The organism is Aeromonas sp. ASNIH8 (assembly GCF_002919855.1).
Taxonomy (GTDB): Bacteria; Pseudomonadota; Gammaproteobacteria; order Enterobacterales; family Aeromonadaceae; genus Aeromonas; species Aeromonas caviae.
This window is the reverse complement of record NZ_PQLN01000041.1, coordinates 1-25400: the sequence shown is the minus strand read 5'-3', so window position 1 is coordinate 25400 and position 25400 is coordinate 1. Positions and strand designations below refer to the sequence as shown.

The window sequence follows — 25400 nt, the reverse complement described above, 5'->3', positions numbered from 1 at the left end:
CAGAAAGTGAAGGATCGCAAAAAGGATCCGAAAAGCCGCGCGCGGCCAGTGCTGGCGTGGGGAGCCGCTCCCCTCCCCCCGTCGTTCACCTGCATGATTTTCAACACATAAAGCGGGCAGGCGTGGCGGGGTAACGATTGCGCGCGCTGGGTGCTGGCGGGGGTGGGTAGGCTGAACCTGCCGCCCTGTGGCGACGTTTGAGGGTATGGGAGTGTGTTGGCGGCGGGTTAGTGGGCCGATGCCGTAGCGGAGCGCTCAGGCCGCCAGATGAGAGGCAAAAAAAAGCCCACTCGGTGAGGGGGCTTTAATGTGAAACCACGAACACACACAGACTCCAGGTGCTCGATGTATCTATAACCTCGCCTATTCGGCCTGCCCTGTCAGATCTGACAGTCGATAGGGATTGAACCGGATGATCTCCTCCCCCGCCCAATCATTGAGCGCCAGCAGGCTGGCCTTGATGCTGTCTATCTCGTTGATGTCGAACACCTGGGCGGCCTTGGTCACATCGCCAAACCCGCCGGTGCTGTTGGGCATGACCCCCATCAACTGGGGCGGCACCCGGTGGCTGGCGAGCTGGTCATCCCGGCTCACGTTCTTGATGCTAAGGAAGTCATCCTTGGCGGCCACCTCGGCCACCGGGATCAGCTTCACCCCGTCCTTGCTGCCGCCCGGGGTGTAGAGCAGCAGGTTGCGGAAGTTGCCGGGCCCCTTGCTCTGGCGCAGGGCTTCTTTGAGCTTGGCGATGTCCCCTTCGTTCTGCACCGCGTCGGTGATGTGCATGATGAAGCCCGCGTGGCTACCGTTCTCGTAGTAGCGGCGGCGGAACAGGGTGGCCGACTCGTTAAGCAGGGTCGAGTTGAGCCCGCCCACGTAGTCGGGGATGCCGTAGATCTCCTGATTGATGTCAGCCTCCATCACATGGCCCACCCGGCCTGCGGGCAGCGCCTGCTCCTGCCCGGGCTGGGCAATCCACCAATACTGGTTCAGATCCAGCCCGCGCCGGGAGTATTTGGCCCGCAGGTGGTCATAGCGCAGCACCCCGCCGATCCGGTTCTGCACCGCCTGCAGGTAGCCGTTACCGAAGATGAGATAGTCCAGCGCCAGCCCAGTGAAGGCGGCCAGGCTCAGTTTCGGATGCGGGATGAAGCAGGAGCGCAGGATGTTGCGCTTCACCTGGATGGCCGAGGCGTGATGCACCCCGGCCCGATAGACCCGGGACAGCCCATTGAGGGAGAGGGGCGGCTCATACCAGCGGCCATTGTGCATGGCCTCCAGGTAATCGAACACCTCCCGCTGACTGAGCACTGGCACCGGCTCGCCAAAGCTGAACGCCTCGATGGCCGGGGCGGGTTGCTGGGTCGCCGTCACCGGCGAGGTATGGCGCGGCTGGCGGCGCTTTCTCATGCGAAAATCTCCATCATGCTGGTATTGGTACCGGTGGCACCTGCCAGCGGTTCGTGTAACAGGGCCTGCATCGTGGCCCAGGCAATGTCGGCGTGGCTGGTCTCATCAGAGCGGCTGGCCTCGAAGGTCGGCAGCTTGCCGCCCGCGGTCACGGCGCGGCGGATGCTCATAAACGCCTGGGCCAGGTCAGTCCAACCACTGTCGAACTCCAGCCGCCCCTTGTTCATCACATCCTGCGCCTTCATCACCATCTGGATTTTCACGCTCGGGTTGTACTGGATGGGGGTCGCCGCCGGGTAAAACTGCTTCACCAGCTGATAGACCCCCTCCCCGATCCCGGTCGTGTCGATGCCGATGTAGCCCACGTTGTAACGCTCGCACATGACCTTGATAGCCCGCGCCTGGGCGTCGAAGTCCATCCCGCTCCAGCGGTGGCGCTCCAACACCCGAAACTTGCCGCCCAGTGCCGCCGGCGGGGCCAGCACGGCGCAGCCCGCACTATCCCCCTGCCCGCCCTTGGCCGGGTCATAGCCGATCCACACTGGCCGGCTGCCAAGCGGGCGCAGGGCAAAGGGCTTGTAGTCGTCCCACAGCTCCCAACTGTCGACCATGCAGCGCTGCAGGGTGGCAAGCGGGAAGACGCTCGAGGTGTCATCCATGAAGATGCACATCAGCAGGTTGAGGTATTCCTCTTCGGAGTATTCGCTGCGCAGCTGATCCAGGTCGAACAGGTCGCAGCCGCCGCGCACCGCATCTTCCACCGTGACGATCTGCCGCCACTGGCCATCGGCGCACAGCTTGCCGTCGGCTAGGTTGGCGTGGCTCAGGTCAATCTCGACCCGGTCGGCCTTGGGCTTGCCCCGGTTGAAGTTGGCGCCGGACCAGAACGCATAAGCAGGATGGGAGAGGCTGGAGGGGGTGGAAATGTAGGTCTGGCGCCACTTCTTGTGCATCGCCATGCCGGAGGCCACCTTGCGGAACTCCAGGAAGCCATGGATCCAGAAGTACTCATCCATGTAGATGTTGCCATGGTAGCTCTGGGCTGTGCGGGCGTTGGTACCGAGGAAGTAGAGGTGCGCCCCGTTCGGCAGCACCATGGGGTCGCCCTTGAGCTCGACCCCTTCATCCTTGGCAAACTGGATGATGTACTGCTTGAACACATGGGCCTGCGCCTTGCTGGCCGACAGGAAAATCTGGTTGCGCCCGGTGACCAGGGCGTCGATGAACGCCTCGAAGGCAAAGAAGTAGGTCGCCCCAATCTGGCGCGACTTGAGCAGATTGCGGATCCGGTGCTGGTTGCCAGCCTCGTACCAGGTGCGCTGGTAGCCAAACATAGTCGACTCGAAGCGCTCGATCAGCCTCTCCTGCTGCTCGGGCTCCACCACGTTGCGCTCGGGGGCCTTCTTCGGCCCCCTGTTGCGGTTCGCCACCTTGGGATTGAGGTCAGCCTCGTTGCCGCCGTTGCTGTATTTGTGAACCCGGGCGACCCGCTCCAACTGCCTGCCCAGCAGGTCAATCTCCTTGAAGTCGCCGCCGGTTTTCACCTCCTTGGCGATCAGCTGACACATCCGCGCCTCCAGCGCGAAATCGACCCGGTCGATGGGTTTGATGTCATCCCAGCCGTCGCGGGATTTCCAGGTGCCGACCGTCCCCTCCGGGGTCGCCAGCAGCTCCGCAATGGCTCGGATCTTGTACCCCTGGAAGTACAGGTGCATGGCCTGCCTGCGGGGTTCGATATGGGGGAAGAGTAAGGGTGCTGTCATGGCGCCAGTCTACCCAGCACGCCAAACACAAAGCGCGCGCCCCAGTTGTATACAGCGGTTTTACAACAGCCACAGATTGAAGGATCTGGCGCACAAACCAGACCATGAGCCCGACCAGAAACCCAATTACCAAAGGGATCACAGCTCATGGCTAAGTCCAAGTTTTTCCGCGTTGCCGTCGAAGGGGGCACGACAGACGGGCGCACCATCACCCGCGAATGGATTGAACAGATGGCCCAGCGCTACAACCAATCCACCTACGGCGCGCGGGTCAATATGGAGCACATCCGGGGCTATGACCCCAACGGCCAGTTCAAGATGTACGGCGACATCACCGCCGCCAAGACCGAAGAGGTCGACATGGAAGGTGAAAAACGCCTGGCCCTGTTCGTGCAGATCGACCCGACCCCAGAGCTGGTCGAACTGAACAAGAAGCGCCAGAAGGTCTACACCTCCGTCGAAATCCACCCGAACCTGAATGAAAAGGGCGCCTACCTGATGGGGCTGGCAGTCACCGACAGCCCGGCCAGCCTTGGTACTGAAATGCTGGAGTTCTGCAGCAAAGCGAAGGTCAACCCACTGGCCGAGCGCAAGCAGCACAAAGAGTGCCTGTTCACCGAAGCGCTGGAAACCGTCATCGAGTTTGAAAGCGAAGGTGACAAAGGCCCCGGTCTGCTGGAACGGGTCACCGCGCTGTTCTCCACCCACAAGAAGCAATCCACCGCCGATTTCAGCGACGTGCACCAAGCCGTCGAAACGGTGGCAAAAGAGGTCACCAGCCTCGATGCCGGTATGCAGAAGCAATTTGCCGAACAGGCCCAGACCATCACCGAGCTGACCAGCAAGCTGGAAGACACCGCCAAGGCACTGGCAGACCTCACCACCAAGCTGGAAGGCCAGGAAGAGCTCAGCCACAAGCGCCCGCCAGCCACCGGTAGCGATGGCGCCACCATTCAAACCGACTGTTAAGGAACATGCCCAATGCGTAAAGAAACCCGCCAGAAGTTCAACGAGTTCACCGGCCAGGTGGCCAAACTCAACGCCATCACCAGCGCCATGGAGCAGTTCAACGTGCAGCCCAGCGTCCAGCAGACCCTGGAAACCAAGATGCAGGAGTCCGTCGCCTTCCTCTCCATGATCAACATGGTGCCGGTGGATGAACTCAAAGGGCAGAAGGTCGGCATCGGTATCAGCAGCACCATCGCCGGCCGCACCGACACCGCCACCAAAGACCGCCAGCCCAACGATCCGACCTCGTTGTACGCCCACGACTACGAGTGCGCCCAGACCAACTACGACACCCTGATCGGGTATGCCCAGCTCGACGCCTGGGCCAAGCTCCCCGATTTCCAGACCCGTGTCCGTGACGCCATCATCACTCGCCAGGGGCTGGATCGCATCATGATCGGCTGGAACGGTACCAGCGCCGCCAAAGACACAGACCGCAACGCCAATCCGCTGTTGCAAGATGTGAACGTCGGCTGGCTGGAGCACATCCGCCAGGATGCCCCGGCGCAGGTCATGCAAGAGGGCGTGCAGGGCAGCGGCAAGATCTACATCGACCCCGCCGCCGGCGACTATAAGGATCTCGACGCACTGGTGTTCGACGCCGTGAGCGAGCTGATCCAGCCGTGGCATCAGGACGACACCAAACTGGTGGTCATCTGCGGCCGCAAGATGCTCTCCGACAAATACTTCCCCATCATCAACGATGCGGGTGACAACCAGAACAAACTGGCCGCCCAAGTGCTGGTCAGCCAGAAGCAGATCGGCGGCCTCAAGGCCGTGCGTGTCCCCTTCTTCCCGGAAGACGCCCTGCTGATCACCAAACTCAGCAACCTCTCCATCTATTGGCAAGACGGCGCCCGCCGTCGTTACATCGAAGACGAGCCCAAGCGCAACCGCGTCGTCAACTACGAAAGCTCCAATGACGCCTATGTGGTCGAGGACTACGACTGCGCGGCCCTGGTCGAAAACATCGTCATCGGGCCTCGGCCGTAAGGGGATAGCATGACACCCGCCCGTCGCCACCGCGAAAGAGTACTGGCCGCCCTGCAAGGGGCGGCCAATCCCCAATTCGACCAGATGCGCGCCAACGCCTACGAGCTGCAGCTGATGCAGCTGGCCGAACACCGCCGCACCCTCAAGGGCATCCAGAGCATCGAGCGCAAGATCGACGCCAAGCGCACCATGCTGCCTGTCTACAAGCCGTGGATTGATGGCCTGCTGGCCGCCGACCGGGGCGGACAAGATGACGTCCTGGTCACCGTCATGCTCTGGACCCTCGACACCGGCGATCTCGAAGGGGGCTTCAACATGGCTGACTACGTGATCCGCCATGGCCTAAGCACCCCGGACCGCTACGAGCGCACCGCCGCCACCCTGATCGCCGAAGAGGTCGCCGACACCGCCATCAAGCTGCAAGAAGCAGGCGCGGGCCCCAGTTATGGCCTGCTGTGCGCTTACCTCGAGCTGCTGACCGACTGCGACATCTTCGACCAGGTGCGCGCCAAGTTGCACAAGGCCGTGGGCCGCGCAGCACTGGCCGAAGGCTTCAAGGAGCAAGCCGCCGAGCACTATCAACGCGCCATCGAACTGCACGACAAGGTGGGCATCAAGAAAGAGCTCGAAGTGCTGGAGCGGGAAATCAAGAAGCAAAAAGCCGCAGAGCTGCCAGTCGCCAGCGACGTAAGCGCCGCCTCTGTTACGGCACCGGCCAATGCCGAGGCCTGCCAAGAGCACGCCACCGAACAGCAAGGCCCCGCCCCCGGCGAGGCCAGCTAACCGAGCGAACCCCGCACCCTGGGCGGCTCGGGCCTGACGAATGCCAACGGCATACCAGACGGCCCGACCACCGCCCAACCACCGGGGGAAGGAGCAGCCATGACCTCAGGATTCATCCCCACCAATCCGGCCAGCAAAGACGAAGGCGAGATCAGCAGCGCCCCGTTCTGGCCGGTCATCAAACTGGCCGACCTGCGCGCTATCATGCGTACCGATGGCACCATCACCACCGAGCGGCTGCGCCATGCCGTGATCGACGCCATCGCCGCCGTCAACAGCGACCTGAGCGGCTGGGCCATCAACCGTCAGGGCGACGGTTACACCGCACTGGCCGACGTGCCATCAGAGAGCATCGCCACCGAATCCGTGCTGGTGCACTGGTATCGCCGCGCCGTCTACAGCATGGCCCGCGCCAACCTATACGAGCGCTACCTCGACAGCACAGCCACTGCTGACGCGGTCAAAGACGCCGAGCCGCGCAACCTCACCGCCGACGACCTCTACCGCGACGCCCGCTTTGCCATTCGCGACATCCTCGGCACTACCCACACCACGGTCGAGCTCATCTGATGCAGTTGCGCGCCCAACAGGGGGAAACCCTCGACCTCATCATCAACCGGCACTACGGCTACACCGCGGGCATCACCGAACAGGTGCTGACGCTCAACCCTCGGCTGGCAGAACTGGGGCCCATCCTGCCGATGGGTACCCTCATCACCCTGCCAGATGCCCCCACCCAGGCCGAAGCGCCCCTGATCCAGCTATGGGACTGACCCATGAGAGCACTGACATGAGCCGCCTCGACGACGAACTTGAACGACAGGCCGAGATCAGCGAGCTGCAACTCGCAGCCCGCATCCATGCCGCCCGCATTGCGGGCACCGGCCCCCACGACTGCATCGACTGCGACGACCCGATCCCGCAGGAGCGCAGAGAAGCAATCCGGGGCTGCGAACGCTGCACCGACTGCCAAACCATCCATGAGTTTCAAACCGCCCGCCACTACGGCGGCCAGCGATAACAACAGGAGAGCACGATGCCCGAACCCATCTCATCCAGTGCAGCAACCAGCACCCTCACCGGGCTGGCTCTGCTGTCACTCTTCCCCGGCGTAGATCCCGGCGTGCTCCTTGGCGCATTTGCCGGGGCGCTGGTCTTTATTGCCACCACCGCCGAACTCGGCAACCTGCGTAAGGCGGGCCTGTTCATCGCCGCCTTCGTTACCGGTGCACTGGCGGCCCCGCTGGTTGCCACCGTACTGGCCGGCGTCCTGCCGCAAAGCGTCGAAGTGCCCAAAGCAGTAGGCGCCCTGCTCGCCTCGGCGTTGGCCGTCCACCTGCTGCAGTGGGCCTTGCGCAAAGCGCCGGAAGACCTGCTCAAACTCCGCAAAGGGGGCTGACATGCTGACCATCCTCTACGCCATGATCTGCGCCGCCATCGCCATCCGACTGGCCATCTTCAACCGTAACGGGGGCGACTATCGCCCCATTCCAGCACTGTTGGCGTGGCTGCTCACCGTCGCCGCCGGGTCCGTGCCGCTGCGCGCCCTGCTCGGCGTGCTGCCTGTACCTGACCCCGCAGCCGTGTTGTTGGCAGCCATGGTGCTCACCGCCCTGATCGGTTCCCGCGGGTCCGTCATGCGCCTGCTGCCAAGGCGCCGTCAACACCCCACCACAGCCAGCCACCTGAACGGGAGGTTTCAACCATGACCCTCAGAAAAGGCGCCATCGGCGCACCGGTGACCGAACTGCAGCAACTGTTGGCGCGCGCCGGCTACCCGGTCGAGCCGGATGGCTGGTTTGGCGGTGCCACCGAGCAGGCCGTGCTCGCCTTCCAACGCGACCACCTGATTGTCGCCATCGGGCAGGCAGGGCCCCGCACCCTGGCCGCCCTGCGCGGGGCCGCCATCGGCAATCAGCTCACCCTCACCGATCTGCAGCACGCCGCTGAACGGCTCGGCGTCGAGCCAGCCAAACTCGCCGCCTTCGCCCAGGTCGAGTCCGCCGGCGAAGGGTTCGACGACTGCCAGCGCCCGCGCCTGCTGTTCGAGCGCCATGTGTTCTTCAAGCAACTGGTCAAACACCAGGGGGAAGCCGAAGCCAACCGCATGGCTGGCCTGTATCCGGCCCTGTGCAACACCAAGCGCGGCGGCTACCAGGGCGGCCCGGCCGAATGGGCCCGCCTGCAAACCGCCATGACCTTGCACCGCGCCGCCGCCATCGAGTCGGCCAGTTGGGGGATGTTCCAGGTGATGGGCTTCCATTGGCCCGCGCTGGGCTACGCCTCGGCAGACGACTGGCTGGCCGCCATGCAGCGCAGTGAAACGGAACACCTACGCGCCGTGGTCGGCTTTATCGAGCAGGACCCGGTGCTGCACAAGGCGCTCAAGGCGGGCAAGTGGGCCGACGTGGCCCGCCGCTACAACGGCCCCGCCTACAAAGAAAACCGCTACGACACAAAGCTGGCCGAGGCATACGACCACTTTACCAAGGTCTATCCGGTGAAGGAGGTGGCAGATGCCTCGGCCTAAGTGCGGTCACTTGGTAGGGAAAACCTGCACCAAGCTGGATGCGAAGTGTCTGGAATTGCGCTGGCTTGGTGGCTGCATGGTCTGCCCGTTCAGAGGATGTAACCAGAATAAGCCACAGCCCACCCCACAACCGAGGAAACCGTAATGGCATTACTACGCTCCCCCCTCACCTGGTTGCTGCTGGCCCTGACCGTCGCCCTGGGCGGTTGGGGCTGGTCTGCCACCTCAGCCGCCACGGCCAAAGGCCAGGTCACCACCCTGCAAAGCGACCTCAAGGCCGCCAGCGACAGGGCCAAAGAAGCAGAGCTGCGGGAACAGCTCAAAGATACCGCCATCACCACCCTCACCACCGAACTGACGGCCCGTGACGAGGCCACCCAGCAGCTGCAGGGCCAGCTCGACCAGCTGGCCCTGACCGCCGCCACCCGCGCCGATACCATCAAGAGGCTCAAACGTGAAAATGCAGAACTCAAGGACTGGGCAGCTCGCCCTCTGCCTGCTGCTGTTGTCGGGCTGCTCCAGCGCCCCGCCCTCACCGGCGCCGCAGATTATCAGGCTCACCTGTCCCGCCCCGGCACCCTGCCAGCTACCGCTGGCGGGCCCGGTCAATAACGGCGACCTGCTCGACATGCTGACCGCCACCGAATCCGCCTGGGCCACCTGCGCCGCCCGGGTCGATGCCGTGATCCAGTGCCACCGGAGGAACCATGCTCAAACCAGCCGCCATCCGTGACGTGATTGCCCGCTGCGTACCGCAACTGGCGCAGAATCCCGAAGGGCTGATCCTCACCGTGGGCGATGGCCGCATCGTCGCCACCGGCGCCCGTTCCCTCTCGTTCGAGTGGCAATACCCGCTTTCCATCGGCGTCATCGACTTTGCCGGCCACCCGGATCAGCTGGTCGTGCCGCTGCTGGCCTGGCTGCGCCAACACCAGCCAGAGCTGTTCACCAACGCGGAGAAGCGTGAGGATGCCATCAAGGTCGAGTCGGAGCTGCTGGCCGGGGATCTCTACGACCTGCTGATCACCGTCCAGCTCACCGAACGGGTTATCGTCACCAAAACGGAAGAGGGGATCGGCTGGGAGCACGTACCGGAGCCGCCAGAAGACCCCTACGACGGCATCACCTGGGAACTCTTTATCAACGGGGAGCATCAGCCATGGCCGCCGACGCCCTCCAGCAACTAGGCCAGCAAGCCGCCGCCCTGCTGGGCCAGCTCTCCGCCAGCGAACGGCGCAAGCTGGCCGCCGACCTTGCCCGCACCATGCGGGCCACCCAATCAGAACGGATCCGCGCCAACAAACAGCCGGATGGCTCCGCCATGACCCCGCGCAAGCCACAGCCCAAGCTGCGCGGCCGCAAAGGCGCCACCCGCCGCAGGATGTTCACCAAGCTGGTCAAGCCGGCATGGCTCAAGGCCACCGCCACCGCCAGCGAGGCCACCGTGGCATTCACCGGCAGCGCCAACCGGCTCGCCACGGTTCACCACTTCGGCCTGCGCGACAAAATCAGGGGCAAAACCGTGCAATACCCGGAACGCCAGCTGATCGGCATCACCGACGCCGACATCGACCGCATTGAAGACGCCCTGTTCAAACACCTCACCGCCTCGTTGTAAAACCGCCGTTTACAACGCCAGCCGATAGCAAAGGGGGGCTGTGCCAAAACACACTCCCCCACATGAGCGCAAACCTGATCGACCTACTCCGCAAAATCGACGACCTGATCCGCATCGGCACCGTGACCGAGGTGCGATCCGGTGAATGCCGCGTCGAAACCAAGGGCAACCACACCAACTGGCGCCCCTATCTGGTGCTGCGCGCCGGTCGCACCCGCCGCCGCATGCGCCCGAGCGTCGGCGAACAGGTGATCCTGCTTAGCCTGAGCGGTGACCTGCGCAACGCCTTTGTGTTGGCAGGCATCTACCAGGACGCGCACCCCGAGCCACTGGCCGACGACGACAACGGCGACCTCGACCGCATCGAATACCCGGATGGCGCAGTCATCGAGTACAACCCTGCCACCGGGGCGCTCAATGCCAGCGGCATCAAGAGCGCCACGCTCTCGGCCTCCGTCACCGTCAAGCTGATCACCCCCCTGGTGGAATGCACCCAGGCGCTCAAGGTCGGGAGCACCATCACCGCCGGCGGCAAGATCACCGCCCCCACCGCCACCATAGGCGGCATCGAAGTGACCACCCACAGGCATGGCAACGTCAGCACCGGCAGCGGCACCTCCGGGGGCCCGCAATGAACTGGCTCGGCATGAATGCAGCCTCTGGCCACGCCATCAGCGAGACCGCTCACATTCTGCAATCGGTGCGTGACATCCTCACCACCCCCATCGGCACCCGCGTCATGCGACGCACTTACGGCAGTGAGATATTCAGCCTCATCGATCAGCCGCAGCACGGAGCCACCCGTCTGCGGCTGATGGCCGCCACCGTGCACGCCCTCACCCTCTGGGAGCCGCGCATCCGCATCACCAAAGTCGAGCTCGGCGCACCTGAGCTGGGCGGCGGCTGCGCCGTCACCCTCACCTGGCGACGCGCCGACAACGGCCTGCTCGAATCCGGCACCGTCCAGCTACCGACCGGAGCAACCTCATGACCATCAATCTGTCGACGCTGCCTGCCCCGAAAGCGGTCGAAGAACTCGACTTCGAAACCATCCTGGCCGAGCAAAAAGCCTGGGTGATTAACCAGTGGCCCCACCTCGCGCCGGTGCTCGAACTCGAATCCGAACCGCTGACAGTACTGCTGCAATCGTGGTCCTATCGCGAGCTCATCTGGCGCGCCCGTCTCAACGACGCCCTGAAAGCCAGCATGCTGGCATGGGCGCAAGGGGATGACTTGCTCAACCTCGCCGCCTTCTTCGACCTCGAAAAAGCAGAAGGGGAGACCGATGACCAACTGCGCGCCAGGTGCGCTTTATCCCTGCGCGCCATGTCAACGGCAGGGCCTGAGGATTCATACCGCTATCACGCCATCGCCACCGATCCGGCTGCCATCAAAGATGCCGACGCCCACAACGGTGGGGCGGGTGTCGTGAATGTCGCCGTGCTGGCCCGTGCCGGTAATGGCACCCCATCGGCAGCGCTGTTGGCCAACGTGCGGGCCAGGCTCAATCACAAAACAATCCGCCCGCTAACCGACACCGTCAGCGTTATCCCGGCGCACATTGTGCCAGTGGTTATCGACTATCAAATCATCCTGCCGGGTCTACCTGACGACGAACACAGCCTGAACGTCGCCCGCCAGCGGCTGGCAGACTACTGCGCAACCGCCAATATCATTGGCGGCACCATCACCATCGCAGACATCTACGCCAGCCTGAAGAACGCCGGGATCAGCAACGTCATCCTGCGCAGCCCGACCGCCGACATCACCACCGACCGCGAATCGGCCCCCTATGTCAGCAGCATCCGCGAAGAGGTGACCTATGCCTAACCTGCTGCCACCCTCTGCGACCGAGCTATCGCGCACCCTCGACCAACTGGCAGAACAGCGGCTGGATCAACCGCTGCCGCACCGCCATAGCTGGAACCCGTGGCACTGCCGTGCCGATCTGCTCGGCTCGCTGGCATGGGGATTGGGAGTCGATAACTGGGATAACCTGATGACCGAGCAGGCGCGCCGCCAAGCCTGCGCCGATGCGATCCATGTCCATCGCCTGCGCGGCACCGTTGGCAGCGTCGAGCGCGCCATTCGCGCCGCTGGCTATGAAGACATCGAGTTAGAAGAGGGGCTGCCACCTGTCACGCGCAACGGTCAGCAGTTGCGCAACGGCCACGAACTATATGGCTCTGGCGGCCGCTGGGCCATGTACCGCGCCAATGTCAACATCGGAGACCACGGCACCATCAGCGCCGCCGCCAACCGCCGCCTGCGCCGCATTCTGGAAAAAACCGCCCCCGCCCGCTGCCAACTGGTCGGCCTGCGCTTTAGCGATGACACCAGCGATCGTATCACCACCGTAGAACGGGTCACCGAACAGGCCGCCATCACCAGCGGCGAAGTGCTGCCGTGGGGTCGCCGCCGTGACGGCGCCATCAATCGCGATCAAGCCATCATCTTGCGCCATCAGGGTTCTATCGCCCGCGCTGGCACCCAGCGCCGCAATGGTGGCCTCATCACCGGTGAGACCCGCGCCAACCAGTGGGATGCCCTCAGCCTGACCATGGGCGTCAGCCATCAAGACACTTGCCGGGTCTCCCCGCTGCGCACCGGCACCCATCACCGCTACGGCCTGCTCCGTGGCGCAGGGAGCCAAGTGGCTGATGATGGCCTGCTGTCGCTCACCTTCACTCGCACTCTGCGCCGCCATGGCCGGGCGCGCCACCGCTGCACCACCCACAACGGCCAGCTGCTGCGCGCGGGTGCGCATCGCCACCACCCCGGCGTCACTCGCAGCGGGCCGACCACTCACAACGAGGTAACCCCGTGATAATCAACGACCAAATCACCCTGCGCGGCCAGCTGAGCATCACCCTGCACCGCGCCGGGCAGCAGCCGCAGACCATCACCGAGCACAACATGATCATGACGTCAGCCAAAAGCGCGCTGGCGCGCCTGATTGCGGGCCAGGGCAGCGGCAAAAACATCAACCGCATCGCCTTTGGCACCAATGGCGTGGGCCCTACGCCCAACGACCAAGCCATAAGCGAGGCATACACCAAGGCCGTCAGCGCCATCACCTTCCCCACAGAAGGGCAAGCGCGCTTTGCCTTCACCTTGAGCGAGAGCGAAGCCAACGGGCTCAACATCCGCGAACTGGGCCTGCTCTGCGCCGACGGCACGCTGTTTGCGCGCAAAGTTCGCGGGCTGATTGAAAAAACCAGCGACCTATCGATCACCGGGTCATGGACCATCATTTTTTAAGGAGCCATCATGGCAAACTTGCAAGAAACCGACGTGTGGGTTGATGGCATCTATCAACTCGAAACTACCGACCCAGTGATGGGCGGCCCGGACGGCATTGACAACGTCCAGGCTAAGCAGCTGGGCAGCCGAACCAAGTACCTCAAGAAAGGGCAGGATGCGCTCAAGGAGCGCGTCGATGGGCTGGAGCAGACAACTGACCAGTCGCTGATGGCCGCGATGGGGCAAGAGATTGTGCGCGGCATGGAGCGCACTGAGCTCGCATTCAAAGAGCTGGATAAAATTGCGCGATACCGCAACCAGGCGGGGCAGCTGACGCTCATCAATCGCGGCACCCGCAAAGGCTGCGCCGCAAGCAAGTCAACCACCGCCACTCGCAACCTGAGCTTTGCCGCTGGCGAGCTGTTCGCCAACGGGCGAGTTTATGCCATGCCGGAGCGCCTCAACGCCGCCGCCGTCCCCAGCAACAACGGGCTGACCCCGGCCAGCTGTGTCGCTTACGCCCGCATCACCGCGACCGCCATTGAGCTGGATGTATCCAGCCTAGGCGCAGACGCCCCGGCCGATGCCATCCCGCTCTATCGCATCACAGTGCCGGCGGGCAACAACTCGGGGTCAGACCAATACCTGGCCGCCGTCACGCTGACCGACGTGCGCCGCGTCGAGCCTGATTTCCCGATTGCCATGGGCAGCCCACCCGCAGCGCTCATCGCCTGGCCGTTTGCCTACCCGGTCGGCAACGTCAGCTGGCGTTTGCAGTTGGATCTGGTCTCATGCGTCGGCAGCGCCAGCGCAGCAGACGTCATCGTCACCGAGCGCGCCAGCAACGGCGCAAGACTGACATTAGCCACCGCCGCCGACGACGTCGTCATTAACTATCAGCTAACCCACCACGGAGTGTAACCATGCAAATCATCTTGCTGGGACAAGGGCCCCACCACGATTTCGCCATCAGCGGCCCAGTAGTAACGCTGGGGGATGTGCGCATCGACTGCGCCGCCGAACAGCTCGCCGAAACCGCCACCCTGAGCGTCTTCAGCACCGAGCAGGGCATGAGTCTGCAGGGGCCGGGCGCGTTCGCCGCGACCGTCGCCATTCCGCCGCGCAAATACCCGCAGCCAGAACTGACTGCCGAACAGCTGCCAGAAAGCGGCGAGCAACACACCGCGCCAGAACCACTGCCGCTCGACCCCGACACCATCACCCTCACCCTCTGGCCAAAATAAGGAGCCATCACATGATCTTCATCAAAGACAGCCTGCGCGCAGCTGTGGAAGCCGCATCCGGCGGCACCGTCACTGTGCTCTACACCGCCAAGGGCCAGCCGACCTACATGCATGTCATCCCGCGCTTTAATTTGCAAGACATTGACCCGGCGCTGGGCAATGGCACCCACCCGGCATTCATTGTCAACGGCGTTGAAAAGTCAGAGCTGTTTATCGGCCAGCACACCGGCTGCCTGCGCGCCGGAGAGCTGTTGTCGCTGCCGGGCGTCGAGCCACTGCATTCAGTGACCTTTGACGAGGCGCTGGCCTATGGCTCAGCCTGCGGCCTGGGCTTCCACGCCATGACTCACGCCGAGCAGTCCGCCATCGCCCACTGGTGCAAAAAAAATGGCTTTATGCCACGCGGCAACACTGCCTACGGGCGCAGCTCAGACGCGCCATTTGAAACCGCCCGCCGCGCCGACGGCGGCGCGCCGGGCGCAACATCCGGTAACCCGCGCACCCTGACCGGATCGGGCCCGGTCAGCTGGCGTCACAACAACAATCCCAACGGCATCGCCGACCTCTGCGGCAACGTCTGGGAGTGGCGCGGCGGCATGCGCCTGGTCGATGGCGAAATCCAGGTGCTGGCCAACAACAACGCCGCCGACAGCAAAAACAGCCAGACCAAAGCATCATCAGCATGGCGCGCCATCTCGGCCAGCACCGGCGAACTTGTAGCACCAGGCAGCGCCGGCACGCTGAAATACGACGCATCAGCAGCCGGCACCACCACCGCCCATGGCGCACCGGTGCTATCTGACGCGGTCAGCAATCGCAACGGTGAAGCGGGCAGCGACGAACACACTCCAGGGAGCACCGCTGGGGCGTTTGAAAAAATCACCAGCAAGGCGGGATTGGTCGTGCCAAGCATCGCCAAGGCGCTGTCACTGTTCCCGCTCGACGCCAGTCACGGCGGCGACCAGCTCTACCTGCGCAACTACGGCGAGCGCCTCGCCATCTCCGGCGGCAGCTGGAGCGGCGGCGCCGATGCTGGCGTGTTCGCGCTCAGCCTGAACAACGCTCGGTCGAATCGGAACACGAACTTTGGGGCTCGCCCGGCCTTTGTGCTGTAAGCACTGGCACTTTGCAACGCCCCGCGAGAGCGGGGCATATCAGGAGGCGCAATTGGCGAACCCACAAAAACCGGATCCATCAGGCGTGCTATTGGTGCGCAAATACGTAGAGCTGGCGGCCAAGCTCAACACCTACCTCAACCACTGGCCGCATCACGAAAAGTACGGGCTAGCACAACAAGTGCGCACCACGCTTTATGACTGCTACAAGCTGATGGTTGAAGGGCACAAGCGCTACCACAAAAAGACCACTCTGACCCAGCTGGACGTGGGGCACGAGCAGTTGCGCATGCTGCTGTATCTGGCCTATGAGCTGGGCTATTTCGCCCACCACAAGGGCAAATCAGCCCCGCCGAATGTCGGCGAGCGCCGCTGGATGGTCATATCTAACGCCGTTGACGAAATCGGCAGAATGATAGGTGGCTGGATTAAAAAAGAGCAAGCTTTAACAAAGCAGTAACAGGATCAGGGGTTGACCATCAATATGCTTTTTCGTTCCTCGCCATCTCCGGCGGCAACTGGAACAACGGCGCCAATGCTGGCGTGTTCGCGCTCAACCTGAACAACGCTCGGTCGAATCGGAACACGAACATTGGGGCTCGCCCGACCTCGGATCCTCCTCACAGTCAAATGAGACAACGTGGAGCCAAAGGGGTGGTTAATCCTGCCAGACGGCGAAATCAGCAGCGCGCGGGTTTTCAGTAGCGGCCATCCGTCGACCATCACCCGCGCCACCATCGAGCAATAAATGAAAACACACAAAAACCTGATGGCGAAAATTCTAGCGCCAGACAACCTGATCGCAGCGTGGCAAACCGCCCGCAAGCGAAAAACGCGCACCCGCGCCGTACTGGCATTCGACATTCGCGCCGGCGCCATCCTGGCCGAACTAAGCAGCCGAATTAAGCAGGGCGCCTACCGCCCGCGCGAATACCGGCGATTCCAGATCTACGAGCCAAAACAGAGGGAAATATGCGCCCCATGGTTCGGCGATGTCGTCATTCAGCACGCCATATATCGCGTCATCATGCCGCTCTTTGAGCGCCGCTTTATCGATCAGAGTTACGCATGCCGCCCAGGCAAGGGCACCCACAAAGCCGCCGACTACGCCCAGGCCGCCCTGCGGACCAGCTCGCCAGACAGCTACACCCTCAAGCTGGACCTGCGAAAATTCTTCTACCGCATCGACCGCGCCATTCTGGAGCGGCAAATCCGCACAGTGATAGGCGACGAGGCGCTAGTCAGGCTGATGATGACATTTGCTAACCTGCCAGAGCCGCTGGGCATCCCCATTGGCAACCTGCTGTCGCAGCTTTACGCGCTCATCTATCTGAATCCGCTCGACCACTTCATCAAGCGCCAACTCAAGGTGCGTCGCTACTGCCGCTACGTGGATGATTTCATTCTGTTCGACCTGAGCCGTGAGCAAGCTGTAAGCCACAAAGCAGCCATCGAGGAGTTTATTGCCAGAGAGCTGGGCATGACATATTCAAAGTGGACCATCGCGCCCGTTCGCCGCGGCGTGAACTTCGTCGGATATCGCACCTGGCGAGCTAGGAGATTTGTCCGCAAGCACTCGCTTATCAAGTTCAACCGAGCCATTTGCCGGGGAAGGTGGTCAGTCGCGACGTCTATCATTGCGCATGCCAGACGCACATCATCACACGGGAAAATGAGTGAGAAGATGATGGCCGCGATGAAAGCAAGTCACCCATCGCCTGTTGTAAAACTGCCCTATACAACGCCGCCCGCTCGCCTGTCGTGTGCTCCGCCTGCATCCTGACCCTGCTCACAATGATCACCTCCGTCCGGACACAGGAGAACCGCCACCATGGCACTCGACAGTTATCATCACGGCGTGCGCGTCGTCGAAGTCAGTGAAGGCACCCGCACCATCCGCACTATCGCCACCGCCGTGATCGGCCTGGTCGCCCATGCGGATGATGCCGATGCGGCCGCCTTCCCGCTCGATAAAGCGGTCGTCATCACCGACGTACAAAAAGCCGTTGGCAAAGCCGGCACCCAGGGCACCCTGGCCAAAGCCCTGCAGGCCATCGCCGACACCGTCAACACCATCACCATCGTGGTGCGCGTGGCAAAAGGGGCCACCGATGCCGCCACCAACACCAACGTCATCGGAGCAGCCAAGCCAGACGGCACCTTCACAGGCCTCAAGGCCCTGCAACGGGCCAGCTCTGCCACTGGCATCACCCCGCGCATCATCGGCGCGCCGGGGCTCGACGCCCTGCCGGTCGCCACCGAACTGGCCGCTATCGCCCGCAAGCTGCGCGCCTTCGCCTATATCGCCTGCGTTGGCAACACCCCGACCGAAGCCAAAGCCTACCGCGCCAACTTCGGCCAGCGTGAAGTCATGCCCATCTTCGGCGACTTCACCAAGTGGGATACCGCCACCAACGCCAGCGGCACCATCTGGGCAACCGCCAAAGCAATGGCCATGCGGGCACTCATCGACAAAGAAATCGGCTGGCATAAAACCCTCTCCAACGTCGCCGTCACTGGCGTAGAAGGTCTGACCAAACAAGTGTTCTGGAGCCTGCAAGACCCCGACACCGATGCGGGCCTGCTCAACGCCGACGACATCACCTGCCTGATCCAAGCTGATGGGTTCCGCTTCTGGGGCTCCCGCACCTGCTCGGACGATCCCCTGTTCCAGTTCGAGAACTACACCCGCACCGCTCAGATCTTGGCCGACACCATCGCCGAGGCCCACATGTGGGCGGTCGACAAGCCGATGACCCCCACCCTGGTCAAAGACATCATCGAGGGCATCAAGGCCAAGGGGCGCGAGCTGGTCAGCCTCGGCTACCTCATCGGGTTCGACTGCTGGTACAACGAGGAGGTCAACGACAAAGACACCCTCAAGGCCGGCAAACTCTACATCGACTACGACTACACCCCCGTGCCGCCGCTTGAAAACCTCATGTTCCAGCAGCGCATCACCGACCGCTACCTGGTCGACTTCGCCGCCCGCGTGGCCGCCGCATAAGGAGCATCAACCATGGCACTGCCTCGCAAACTCAAGCACCTCAACATGTTCCTCGACGGCGACAACTGGATCGGCGTCGGCGAAGAGTACACCCCGGCCAAACTGACACTGAAACTCGAAGCCTACCGCGGCGGCGGCATGCCGGGGGCGGCCCATATCAACATGGGCCTCGATGATGGCGCCCTCGATACCGAATTCACCTTCGGCGGCTACGAAGCAGCCCTGTTCAAAAAGCAGCATCAGGCCAAGATTGACGGCGTCATGCTCCGCTTTGCGGGTTCCTTCCAGCGCGACGACACCGCCCAGGTCTCTTCGGTCGAAATCGTCCAGCGTGGCCGCATCAAAGAGCTGGATGGCGGCACCCTCAAAACCGGCGACAACACCCAGCAAAAGGTCAGCATGGCCAACACCTACTACAAGGTGACCGTCGACGGTGAAGAACTGGTCGAGATCGACCTCATCAACATGATCTGGAAAGTCGGCGGAGAAGACCTGATGGAAGAACATCGCAAAGCCATCGGCCTCTAATCCACCCCACATCATCCGGGCGGCGCTGCCGCCCGTGACCACATACTGACCAAGGAACACACCATGACTCAGAAAACTGTCACCCTAGACAATCCCATCCAGCGCGGCGAGCAGACCATCAGTGAAATCGTCGTCCGCAAGCCCATGGCGGGGCAATTGCGCGGCCTCAACATGACCGACATCCTGCAGATGGACGTCAACGCCCTCTCCAAGCTGCTGCCGCGCATCACCAGCCCGGCACTGACCGAGGTGGACATCGGCGCCATGGACCCCGCTGACCTGATGCAACTGGGGCAGGAAGTAGCCGCTTTTTTGTTACCCAAGAAGCTGGCTTACCTCACTGCATAGACGACCTGATGGCAGATCTCGCCATCATCGCCCACTGGCCGCCATCTGAAATGGCGGCCATGGAGCTCGACGAGCTGATGGGCTGGCACCAACGCCTTGTTGAGCGATACAACCAAATCAACGGGGCAGACGAATCATGAGCACCCTCAAGTTACAAATCCTGCTCGGGGCGGTGGACAAACTCACCGCCCCCCTCAAGGCCGTCACCGGCCAAAGCCGCATCACCGCCAAAGACCTCGCCGACACCAAAGCCAAAGTTCGCGATCTGGAAAAACAGAGCGGCCAGGTTGACGGCTATCGCACTCTCGGCAAGCAGATAGGCGCCACCCGGGCAGAGCTGACCCAAGCGCAGCAAACCGCCCAGCGCATGGCCAAAGAACTGGCTGCCACCGCCAACCCCACCAAAGCCATGACCCGTGAACTGGAAAGGGCCAAAGGGGCCGTGCGTGACCTGACCAACAAAGAGCGTGAGATGGTCAGCCGTCACGGCGCCATGAAAGCCGCGATGCAGCAGGCGGGCATCAACACCCGACAGCTGAGCCAGCACCAGCGCCAGCTCAAATCCGATTTGACCGCCACCACCGCCCAGCTCGAACAACAGCGCAGCAAGCTGACCCAGGTCGCCGCTCAGCAAAAACGCATCGCCCAGGTGAAGGCCAACTACGACAAGACGATGGCGATGCGCGGCACCATGGCAGGCTATGGCGCCGCCGGCATGGCCACCGGCGCGGCGGGCCTCTACAAGATCAACTCCATCGCCTCGGTCGGCCTCGACTTCGACGCCCAGATGTCAAAGGTGCAGGCTCTCACCCGCCTGCAGAAGGACAGCGCAGAGCTGGCCATGCTCCGCCAACAAGCGCGGGATCTCGGCGCCTCGACCAGCTTCACCGCCATGGATGCCGCGGGCGGTCAGGGTTTTCTGGCAATGGCGGGATTTACGCCGCAAAACATCAAAGCCGCGATGCCAGGCATCCTCGACATGGCTAAGGCGGGCGGCATGGAGATTGCCAGAACAGCCGATATCGCCTCGAACATCCTGTCTGGGTTCCAATTGCCCGCCACTGAAATGGGTCGAGTGGGTGATTCGCTGGTTGCCACCTTCACCCGCTCAAATACCTCCCTCGAAATGCTGGGGGAAACGATGAAATATGCCGCTCCCATTGCAGCCGGTTTGGGTGTGGACATGGAAACAGTATCCGCGATGGCTGGCAAACTGGGGGATGCGGGGGTGCAAGGCTCGATGGCGGGCACGGGGATCAGCGCCATCCTGACCAGACTGGTCAAGCCGACAAAAGAAGTGAGGGGGGCGCTTGATGCGCTGGGGGTGAAAGCCAAAGATGCGACAGGCAAACTGAGAGACCCCCTCGACCTGCTGGAAGATATAGAACGAAAGACCAGCAAAATGGCCGATGGCGGCGTGGCTTATCTCGCGGCGATATCAGGGCAAGAAGCGCTTAAAGCCATGATCCCGCTGGTTGCCGCTTCGAAAAAGGGGGCTGACAGCGTTCGAGCGTTAAGAGATAGCGTGTACGGTGCAACGGGCGAAGCCGCCGAAGTTGCCCGCGTCATGGCCGATAACGCCCGTGGTGACATCGATGGCTTAACCTCGGCATGGCAAGACCTCAACATCGAGCTGATGACCTCCCAGAATGGCCCACTGCGCGGCCTGATCCAGCAGATCACCGCCATGACCCGTGGCGTCGGTGAATGGATGCGCAAAAACCCGGAGCTCACCGCCACCATCGCCAAGGTGGCCGCCATCACCGCCGTCACCGCGACCGTGGGCGGTGGCCTGCTGTTGGTGCTGGCCGGCCTGCTGGGCCCCATTGCCGCCATCAAGATGGGTCTGGGCATGATGCTGACCATGGGGGGGCCACTGCTGACCCTGCTCAAGGGACTGTCCTTGGGCTTTCTTAAGTTAGGGGTTGCCATCCTCACCACCCCCATCGGCTGGATTATCGCGGGCATTGCTGCCATCGCCGTCGGCGCTTACCTCATCTACAAGAATTGGGATCAGCTCGGGCCGTGGTTCAAGTCCACCTGGGAGAAGTGCAAAGCGGCCACCGGTGAATTCTGGGACTACCTGACCACACTGCCATCCCGGGCGCTCAACGCGGGTAAAGCCCTCATAGATGGGCTGATAGGTGGCATCTCGGCCAAATGGGAAGAGCTCAAGGCCAAGGTGAAATCCATCACGGACATCCTGCCGGACTGGATGAAAGGGGGGTCATCAACAAAAGTAGCCGTACAGCACTCATCAACAGCACCAGCCGTACAGGCCAGAAAAGAGGGTGGGTTCGCGGGCTTTTACGATAAGGGAGGTCTGATCCCGGCAGGGAAATGGGGTGTCGCTGGGGAAAATGGGCCGGAAGTGGTGAAAGGCCCGGCCAACATCATCAGCCGCCGCCAAACCGCTGCCATGGCGTCAGCAGCCTTGCTGGCCAGTATGCCACTGGCTGCCATGCAGCCGCATCAGGATGCCACCCGCACCATCCGCGAGCAGGTCATGCCTGCTGAACTGCGCCAACCTGTTGAGGCTGCCCGAACAATCCGCGAGCAGGTCATGCCTGCCGAGCTACGCCAGCCTGCAGATACCGTCCGCACCATCCGCGAGCAGGTCATGCCTGCCGAGCTACGCCAGCCTGCAGATACCGTCCGCACCATCCGCGAACAGGTCATGTCTGCCGAGCTGCGCCAGCCCGCAGATACGGCCCGCACCATCCGCGAGCAGGTCATGCCTGCCGAGCTACGCCAGCCTGCAGATACCGTCCGCACCATCCGCGAACAGGTCATGCCTGCTGAACTGCGCCAACCTGTTGAGGCTGCCCAAACCATCCGCGAGCAAGTAGTGCCTGCCGAGCTGAACCGGCCAGCCAATTCATACAGCAGGCCAGGCCCGCGCATCGTCGAAACGCCAAAGTTGGCGCCAGCAAGGGGCGACACCAATATCCACATCAGCGCCCCAATTCACATCGCCCAGCAACCTGGGCAATCAAGCGTCGATGTAGCGCAAGAGGTGCGCCGTGAGCTGGACCGCCGCGAACGGCAGGCATCAGCGCGCACCCGCGCCAGCCTGCGCGACAACAGCTAAGGAGGCAGCATCATGATGATGACCCTGGGATGGTTCGTGTTCCAGCGCTCCACCTTCGCCCCCCAGTCACAACAGGATGAGCGATCATGGCGTCACCCGGGTAACCCCCGGGTCGGCGCCCGTCCAGCCTACCAGTTCACAGGGCCAGATGACGAAACCACCGTGTTCTCCGGCACCCTCTACCCTGAGCTGACAGGCGGGCCCGTCTCCCTCGACCTGCTCCACGAAATGGCCGACACCGGCCAGGCCTTCCCCCTGATCCAGGGGGATGGCGTGATGCGGGGCTATTTCGTCATCGAGCGCACCAGCGTCACCCGCTCAGAATTCTTCTCTGATGGCACCGCCCGCAAGATTGAATTCACCATGAACCTCAAGCGCGTGGACGACGACGAGACGAGCCTGGGCAACAAACTGCTAGGTCGTGCCATCGGCGGCATCGCCAGTCGGCTGGGAATCAGCAACATCGTTGGCACCGTTGGCAACAAGATCGGGGGCCTGCTGTGAGCCTGATAGATAACGCGCTCTCTGCTGTCAGCAGCAACCTGACCAGCCAGCTGGGGCAATTCAGCGTCACTGGCGCCGACCACAAGGCCCCGGCTTACCAACTGCTGATCGACGGCAAGGACGTATCCGCCACCATCCGCCCCCGCCTTGGTGGCATGACCATCACCGACAATCGCGGGTTTGATGCCGACACCATCGACATCGAACTCGACGACAGCGACGGTCAGCTGGCCATGCCGCGCCGGGGCGCCAGAATGCGCGCCCTGATCGGCTGGCAGGGGCAGCCGCTGGTTGATAAAGGGGAGTTCACCATCGACGAGGTGGAGCACTCAGGCACCCCGGACAAGCTCACCATCCGGGGCAAGTCAGCTGACCTGCGCGGCAGCCTCAACAAACTGCGCCAGACCAGCTATCACCAGCAGACTGTCGGCAGCATTGTCGACACCATCGCCCAGCGCCACGGCCTCACCCCCGCCTGCGCCGAGCGCTTCAAGGGCATGCTGATCGACCACATCGACCAGCAGAACGAAAGCGATCCCGCCTTCCTCACCCGCCTGGCCGGCCAATGCGGCGCCCTGACCACCATCAAATCGGGTCGGCTGCTATTCATCGGCCAGGGCAAGGGGCTCACCGCCAGCGGCAAACCACTCCCCTCAGTCACCATCACCCGCCAAGATGGCGATCAGCACCGCTTCGCCGTTGCGGATCGCGACGCTTACACCGGCGTGGTGGCCAACTGGCACGACCCGAAGAAGGCCGCCACCAAAGGCTCAACCCTCAAGCGTAAACGCAAGACCAAGCCAAAGCCGGAGCAGGCGTTGCCCAGCGACACCACCGTCGACAAAGAGGGCCGCGAACTGCTGATCGGCGACAGCGAGAACGTCAAGGTGCTGCGCCACATCTACGCCAACCAGACCAACGCCCTGCGCGCCGCCCGCGCCGAGTGGGAGCGCCTGCAGCGTGGCGTCGCCGAGTTCGAGATCACCTTGGCCACCGGCCGCCCCGAGCTCTACCCGGAACAACTCACCACCGTCAGGGGATTCAAGCCGCAGATCGACGAGGCCGGCTGGGTACTGACCAGGGTCGTGCACAGCCTGACCAACAGCGGCTACACCAACAACATCAGCCTCGAAGTTGCCATCGACGACCTGCCGGAAGTTACTGAGTAACAGCAGCAAAAACAAAAGGCGGCAGAGCCAACGCTCTGCCGCCTTTCTCGATCATCAAATTTCTCTGCCGCCACTTTGCCGCCACTAGGTGGCAGAAAAACATAAGGCCACCCGCTTGGGTGGCCTTATGTCATTGAATTCTAAATGGTGCCCGGGGTCGGACTCGAACCGACACGTATTGCTACGGCGGATTTTGAATCCGCTGCGTCTACCGATTTCGCCACCCGGGCAGCTGCGAGGGATTATACGAATGGCGCTTGGCCATGCAAGGTGTTTTTCTTGCCCTCACCGTTGTTTGCTCATTTATTCAACGCCTTGCCGATGCCAGGCCAGTTACATAGAATGCCCGCATCATATTAATGGAATAATCATCATGGCCAAGCGCAAGACCCCCTCCCCTCTCCAGCCTGCTCCCCGGCATCCGTCCGCCGGTCTGCTGCGCCGTCTCGGCGCCCTGCTCTATGACTATCTGGTGGTGATTGCCCTGCTGATCATCGCCGGCTTCATCGGCATGGGGGTGGCCCACCTGCTGCTGGCCACCGGCATGGCGCACGTTCCCGAGGGCAAGGATGCCGCCTGGCTGCTCACCAGCCCCCTCTACAGCGCCTGGCTGGCCTTCGTCATCTGCGGTTTCTACACCTGGTTCTGGGTCCGCGCCGGCCAGACCATCGGCATGCGGGCCTGGCGCCTGCGCATCCAGAACCTGGACGGCAGCAACATTCGCGTCACCCAGGCCCTGATCCGGCTCGCCACCTCGGCCTTTGGCCTGGGCAACCTGCTGTGTGTGTTCAATCGCGCCCGCCCCCGCGCCTTCCAGGACATCTGGGCCGAGTGCGAGGTGGTGGTGCTCGGCAAGACGGAAAACCTGGAGCAGCTCAATCGCTGATCCCAAGACGGCAACGAAAAAGGGCACCCCGAGGTGTAATGCCAGTCAGTTAAGCCTGACTGGCATTGTTTTTACTAGGTTTTCTCGTCGCATACTTCTGTGGTTTGGCTTTGATGCACCTTGGGTAACTTCGTTCTCGGCGGGCGGGTAACTTGAACTGCTC

At 62.7% G+C, this 25400-nt stretch carries 33 protein-coding genes and 1 tRNA gene; 31 read left to right on the top strand and 3 right to left on the bottom strand.

Features of this window, described 5'->3' with window-relative positions; all coding sequences use genetic code 11:
- Positions 1-363: 363 nt before the first annotated feature.
- Complete coding sequence (locus C3418_RS12255; protein WP_103858619.1) at positions 364-1407, bottom strand: phage portal protein; 1044 nt, start codon at positions 1405-1407, stop codon at positions 364-366.
- Entirely contained in the window at positions 1404-3170 is a 1767-nt protein-coding gene (locus tag C3418_RS12250; RefSeq protein ID WP_103858618.1) for a terminase ATPase subunit family protein, read from the bottom strand. The genes C3418_RS12255 and C3418_RS12250 overlap by 4 nt, the downstream gene beginning before the upstream one ends.
- Before the next feature lie 147 nt (positions 3171-3317).
- On the opposite strand from C3418_RS12250, the gene C3418_RS12245 reads away from it, so the two are divergent.
- The 30 genes from C3418_RS12245 to C3418_RS12105 all read left to right on the top strand — a co-directional run bounded on the left by C3418_RS12245 (position 3318) and on the right by C3418_RS12105 (position 24351).
- Entirely contained in the window at positions 3318-4139 is an 822-nt protein-coding gene (locus C3418_RS12245) for a GPO family capsid scaffolding protein (protein ID WP_103858617.1), read from the top strand.
- 12 nt (positions 4140-4151) lie between these two features.
- Complete coding sequence (locus C3418_RS12240) at positions 4152-5171, top strand: phage major capsid protein, P2 family (protein ID WP_103858616.1); 1020 nt, start codon at positions 4152-4154, stop codon at positions 5169-5171.
- 9 nt (positions 5172-5180) lie between these two features.
- Complete coding sequence (gene gpM, locus C3418_RS12235) at positions 5181-5954, top strand: phage terminase small subunit (protein WP_103858615.1); 774 nt, start codon at positions 5181-5183, stop codon at positions 5952-5954.
- Between the two features lie 99 nt (positions 5955-6053).
- Positions 6054-6524 (top strand): head completion/stabilization protein, encoded by a 471-nt coding sequence (locus tag C3418_RS12230; protein WP_102949082.1) that lies wholly within the window; start codon positions 6054-6056, stop codon positions 6522-6524.
- Entirely contained in the window at positions 6524-6727 is a 204-nt protein-coding gene (locus C3418_RS12225; RefSeq protein ID WP_010672984.1) for a tail protein X, read from the top strand. Before C3418_RS12230 ends, C3418_RS12225 begins: the two co-directional genes overlap by 1 nt.
- Before the next feature lie 17 nt (positions 6728-6744).
- A complete protein-coding gene (locus C3418_RS12220; RefSeq protein ID WP_103858614.1) occupies positions 6745-6975 on the top strand; it encodes a TraR/DksA C4-type zinc finger protein in 231 nt (76 codons plus the stop codon).
- A gap of 15 nt (positions 6976-6990) precedes the next feature.
- On the top strand, positions 6991-7353 hold the full coding sequence (locus C3418_RS12215; RefSeq protein WP_103858613.1) for a putative holin: 363 nt from the start codon (positions 6991-6993) through the stop codon (positions 7351-7353).
- A 1-nt stretch (position 7354) separates the two neighbouring features.
- Entirely contained in the window at positions 7355-7663 is a 309-nt protein-coding gene (locus C3418_RS12210; RefSeq protein WP_103858612.1) for a phage holin family protein, read from the top strand.
- Positions 7660-8484 carry an N-acetylmuramidase family protein gene (locus C3418_RS12205; protein ID WP_103858611.1) on the top strand — a complete coding sequence of 275 codons (825 nt, stop codon included), beginning with the start codon at positions 7660-7662 and terminating at the stop codon, positions 8482-8484. Before C3418_RS12210 ends, C3418_RS12205 begins: the two co-directional genes overlap by 4 nt.
- A 144-nt stretch (positions 8485-8628) precedes the next feature.
- A complete protein-coding gene (locus C3418_RS24710; protein WP_103858610.1) occupies positions 8629-9096 on the top strand; it encodes a phage lysis regulatory protein LysB in 468 nt (155 codons plus the stop codon).
- Positions 8990-9217 (top strand): Rz1-like lysis system protein LysC, encoded by a 228-nt coding sequence (gene lysC, locus C3418_RS24510; RefSeq protein ID WP_232097862.1) that lies wholly within the window; start codon positions 8990-8992, stop codon positions 9215-9217. The genes C3418_RS24710 and lysC overlap by 107 nt, the downstream gene beginning before the upstream one ends.
- Positions 9192-9671, top strand: coding sequence for a phage tail protein (locus C3418_RS12195; RefSeq protein ID WP_103858609.1), 480 nt, complete (start codon positions 9192-9194; stop codon positions 9669-9671). Before lysC ends, C3418_RS12195 begins: the two co-directional genes overlap by 26 nt.
- Entirely contained in the window at positions 9644-10102 is a 459-nt protein-coding gene (locus tag C3418_RS12190; RefSeq protein ID WP_102949075.1) for a phage virion morphogenesis protein, read from the top strand. The genes C3418_RS12195 and C3418_RS12190 overlap by 28 nt, the downstream gene beginning before the upstream one ends.
- Before the next feature lie 62 nt (positions 10103-10164).
- Positions 10165-10737 carry a phage baseplate assembly protein V gene (locus C3418_RS12185; protein ID WP_103858608.1) on the top strand — a complete coding sequence of 191 codons (573 nt, stop codon included), beginning with the start codon at positions 10165-10167 and terminating at the stop codon, positions 10735-10737.
- Positions 10738-10748: 11 nt separating this feature from the next.
- Positions 10749-11093, top strand: a complete 345-nt coding sequence (locus tag C3418_RS12180; RefSeq protein ID WP_373870742.1) for a GPW/gp25 family protein — start codon at positions 10749-10751, stop codon at positions 11091-11093.
- Positions 11090-11932 carry a baseplate J/gp47 family protein gene (locus tag C3418_RS12175; RefSeq protein ID WP_103858606.1) on the top strand — a complete coding sequence of 281 codons (843 nt, stop codon included), beginning with the start codon at positions 11090-11092 and terminating at the stop codon, positions 11930-11932. The genes C3418_RS12180 and C3418_RS12175 overlap by 4 nt, the downstream gene beginning before the upstream one ends.
- Entirely contained in the window at positions 11925-12929 is a 1005-nt protein-coding gene (locus C3418_RS12170; protein WP_103858605.1) for a phage tail protein I, read from the top strand. Before C3418_RS12175 ends, C3418_RS12170 begins: the two co-directional genes overlap by 8 nt.
- Positions 12926-13363: a hypothetical protein gene (locus C3418_RS12165; RefSeq protein ID WP_103858604.1), complete on the top strand. Its 438-nt coding sequence runs from the start codon at positions 12926-12928 to the stop codon at positions 13361-13363. The genes C3418_RS12170 and C3418_RS12165 overlap by 4 nt, the downstream gene beginning before the upstream one ends.
- A gap of 9 nt (positions 13364-13372) precedes the next feature.
- On the top strand, positions 13373-14266 hold the full coding sequence (locus tag C3418_RS12160) for a hypothetical protein (protein ID WP_103858603.1): 894 nt from the start codon (positions 13373-13375) through the stop codon (positions 14264-14266).
- Between the two features lie 2 nt (positions 14267-14268).
- Positions 14269-14589, top strand: a complete 321-nt coding sequence (locus tag C3418_RS12155; protein ID WP_103858602.1) for a hypothetical protein — start codon at positions 14269-14271, stop codon at positions 14587-14589.
- An 11-nt stretch (positions 14590-14600) separates the two neighbouring features.
- Entirely contained in the window at positions 14601-15704 is a 1104-nt protein-coding gene (locus tag C3418_RS12150; RefSeq protein WP_103858601.1) for an SUMF1/EgtB/PvdO family nonheme iron enzyme, read from the top strand.
- Between the two features lie 52 nt (positions 15705-15756).
- Positions 15757-16164: a four helix bundle protein gene (locus tag C3418_RS12145; protein ID WP_197970374.1), complete on the top strand. Its 408-nt coding sequence runs from the start codon at positions 15757-15759 to the stop codon at positions 16162-16164.
- A gap of 288 nt (positions 16165-16452) precedes the next feature.
- Positions 16453-17487 (top strand): RNA-directed DNA polymerase, encoded by a 1035-nt coding sequence (locus C3418_RS12140; RefSeq protein WP_103858600.1) that lies wholly within the window; start codon positions 16453-16455, stop codon positions 17485-17487.
- Between the two features lie 48 nt (positions 17488-17535).
- The gene (locus tag C3418_RS12135) at positions 17536-18711 is read left to right on the top strand and encodes a phage tail sheath protein (protein ID WP_103858599.1); all 1176 of its coding nucleotides are present in this window, start codon (positions 17536-17538) and stop codon (positions 18709-18711) included.
- Positions 18712-18723: 12 nt separating this feature from the next.
- A complete protein-coding gene (locus tag C3418_RS12130) occupies positions 18724-19239 on the top strand; it encodes a phage major tail tube protein (RefSeq protein WP_102949067.1) in 516 nt (171 codons plus the stop codon).
- A gap of 63 nt (positions 19240-19302) precedes the next feature.
- Complete coding sequence (locus C3418_RS12125; protein WP_103858598.1) at positions 19303-19587, top strand: phage tail assembly protein; 285 nt, start codon at positions 19303-19305, stop codon at positions 19585-19587.
- 8 nt (positions 19588-19595) lie between these two features.
- Complete coding sequence (locus tag C3418_RS12120; RefSeq protein ID WP_010672967.1) at positions 19596-19727, top strand: GpE family phage tail protein; 132 nt, start codon at positions 19596-19598, stop codon at positions 19725-19727.
- The gene (locus C3418_RS12115) at positions 19724-22678 is read left to right on the top strand and encodes a phage tail tape measure protein (RefSeq protein WP_103858597.1); all 2955 of its coding nucleotides are present in this window, start codon (positions 19724-19726) and stop codon (positions 22676-22678) included. The genes C3418_RS12120 and C3418_RS12115 overlap by 4 nt, the downstream gene beginning before the upstream one ends.
- A gap of 12 nt (positions 22679-22690) precedes the next feature.
- The gene (locus tag C3418_RS12110) at positions 22691-23182 is read left to right on the top strand and encodes a phage tail protein (protein ID WP_103858596.1); all 492 of its coding nucleotides are present in this window, start codon (positions 22691-22693) and stop codon (positions 23180-23182) included.
- Entirely contained in the window at positions 23179-24351 is a 1173-nt protein-coding gene (locus C3418_RS12105) for a phage late control D family protein (RefSeq protein WP_103858595.1), read from the top strand. Before C3418_RS12110 ends, C3418_RS12105 begins: the two co-directional genes overlap by 4 nt.
- Before the next feature lie 145 nt (positions 24352-24496).
- Here C3418_RS12105 and C3418_RS12100 read toward each other — a convergent pair.
- Positions 24497-24581, bottom strand: a tRNA-Leu gene (locus C3418_RS12100).
- 143 nt (positions 24582-24724) lie between these two features.
- Between C3418_RS12100 and C3418_RS12095 the strand changes: the two genes are divergently transcribed.
- Positions 24725-25237, top strand: a complete 513-nt coding sequence (locus tag C3418_RS12095) for an RDD family protein (protein WP_010672963.1) — start codon at positions 24725-24727, stop codon at positions 25235-25237.
- The last annotated feature ends 163 nt before the right edge of the window (positions 25238-25400 follow it).

Bases quoted from the DNA above. Each gene is read 5' to 3' on its own strand.
- C3418_RS12255 (WP_103858619.1), bottom strand. From the start codon at position 1,407: ATGAGAAAGCGCCGCCAGCCGCGCCATACCTCGCCGGTGACGGCGACC.
- C3418_RS12250 (WP_103858618.1), bottom strand. From the start codon at position 3,170: ATGACAGCACCCTTACTCTTCCCCCATATCGAACCCCGCAGGCAGGCC.
- C3418_RS12245 (WP_103858617.1), top strand. From the start codon at position 3,318: ATGGCTAAGTCCAAGTTTTTCCGCGTTGCCGTCGAAGGGGGCACGACA.
- C3418_RS12240 (WP_103858616.1), top strand. From the start codon at position 4,152: ATGCGTAAAGAAACCCGCCAGAAGTTCAACGAGTTCACCGGCCAGGTG.
- gpM (WP_103858615.1), top strand. From the start codon at position 5,181: ATGACACCCGCCCGTCGCCACCGCGAAAGAGTACTGGCCGCCCTGCAA.
- C3418_RS12230 (WP_102949082.1), top strand. From the start codon at position 6,054: ATGACCTCAGGATTCATCCCCACCAATCCGGCCAGCAAAGACGAAGGC.
- C3418_RS12225 (WP_010672984.1), top strand. From the start codon at position 6,524: ATGCAGTTGCGCGCCCAACAGGGGGAAACCCTCGACCTCATCATCAAC.
- C3418_RS12220 (WP_103858614.1), top strand. From the start codon at position 6,745: ATGAGCCGCCTCGACGACGAACTTGAACGACAGGCCGAGATCAGCGAG.
- C3418_RS12215 (WP_103858613.1), top strand. From the start codon at position 6,991: ATGCCCGAACCCATCTCATCCAGTGCAGCAACCAGCACCCTCACCGGG.
- C3418_RS12210 (WP_103858612.1), top strand. From the start codon at position 7,355: ATGCTGACCATCCTCTACGCCATGATCTGCGCCGCCATCGCCATCCGA.
- C3418_RS12205 (WP_103858611.1), top strand. From the start codon at position 7,660: ATGACCCTCAGAAAAGGCGCCATCGGCGCACCGGTGACCGAACTGCAG.
- C3418_RS24710 (WP_103858610.1), top strand. From the start codon at position 8,629: ATGGCATTACTACGCTCCCCCCTCACCTGGTTGCTGCTGGCCCTGACC.
- C3418_RS12195 (WP_103858609.1), top strand. From the start codon at position 9,192: ATGCTCAAACCAGCCGCCATCCGTGACGTGATTGCCCGCTGCGTACCG.
- C3418_RS12190 (WP_102949075.1), top strand. From the start codon at position 9,644: ATGGCCGCCGACGCCCTCCAGCAACTAGGCCAGCAAGCCGCCGCCCTG.
- C3418_RS12185 (WP_103858608.1), top strand. From the start codon at position 10,165: ATGAGCGCAAACCTGATCGACCTACTCCGCAAAATCGACGACCTGATC.
- C3418_RS12180 (WP_373870742.1), top strand. From the start codon at position 10,749: ATGAATGCAGCCTCTGGCCACGCCATCAGCGAGACCGCTCACATTCTG.
- C3418_RS12175 (WP_103858606.1), top strand. From the start codon at position 11,090: ATGACCATCAATCTGTCGACGCTGCCTGCCCCGAAAGCGGTCGAAGAA.
- C3418_RS12170 (WP_103858605.1), top strand. From the start codon at position 11,925: ATGCCTAACCTGCTGCCACCCTCTGCGACCGAGCTATCGCGCACCCTC.
- C3418_RS12160 (WP_103858603.1), top strand. From the start codon at position 13,373: ATGGCAAACTTGCAAGAAACCGACGTGTGGGTTGATGGCATCTATCAA.
- C3418_RS12155 (WP_103858602.1), top strand. From the start codon at position 14,269: ATGCAAATCATCTTGCTGGGACAAGGGCCCCACCACGATTTCGCCATC.
- C3418_RS12150 (WP_103858601.1), top strand. From the start codon at position 14,601: ATGATCTTCATCAAAGACAGCCTGCGCGCAGCTGTGGAAGCCGCATCC.
- C3418_RS12140 (WP_103858600.1), top strand. From the start codon at position 16,453: ATGAAAACACACAAAAACCTGATGGCGAAAATTCTAGCGCCAGACAAC.
- C3418_RS12135 (WP_103858599.1), top strand. From the start codon at position 17,536: ATGGCACTCGACAGTTATCATCACGGCGTGCGCGTCGTCGAAGTCAGT.
- C3418_RS12130 (WP_102949067.1), top strand. From the start codon at position 18,724: ATGGCACTGCCTCGCAAACTCAAGCACCTCAACATGTTCCTCGACGGC.
- C3418_RS12125 (WP_103858598.1), top strand. From the start codon at position 19,303: ATGACTCAGAAAACTGTCACCCTAGACAATCCCATCCAGCGCGGCGAG.
- C3418_RS12120 (WP_010672967.1), top strand. From the start codon at position 19,596: ATGGCAGATCTCGCCATCATCGCCCACTGGCCGCCATCTGAAATGGCG.
- C3418_RS12115 (WP_103858597.1), top strand. From the start codon at position 19,724: ATGAGCACCCTCAAGTTACAAATCCTGCTCGGGGCGGTGGACAAACTC.
- C3418_RS12110 (WP_103858596.1), top strand. From the start codon at position 22,691: ATGATGATGACCCTGGGATGGTTCGTGTTCCAGCGCTCCACCTTCGCC.
- C3418_RS12095 (WP_010672963.1), top strand. From the start codon at position 24,725: ATGGCCAAGCGCAAGACCCCCTCCCCTCTCCAGCCTGCTCCCCGGCAT.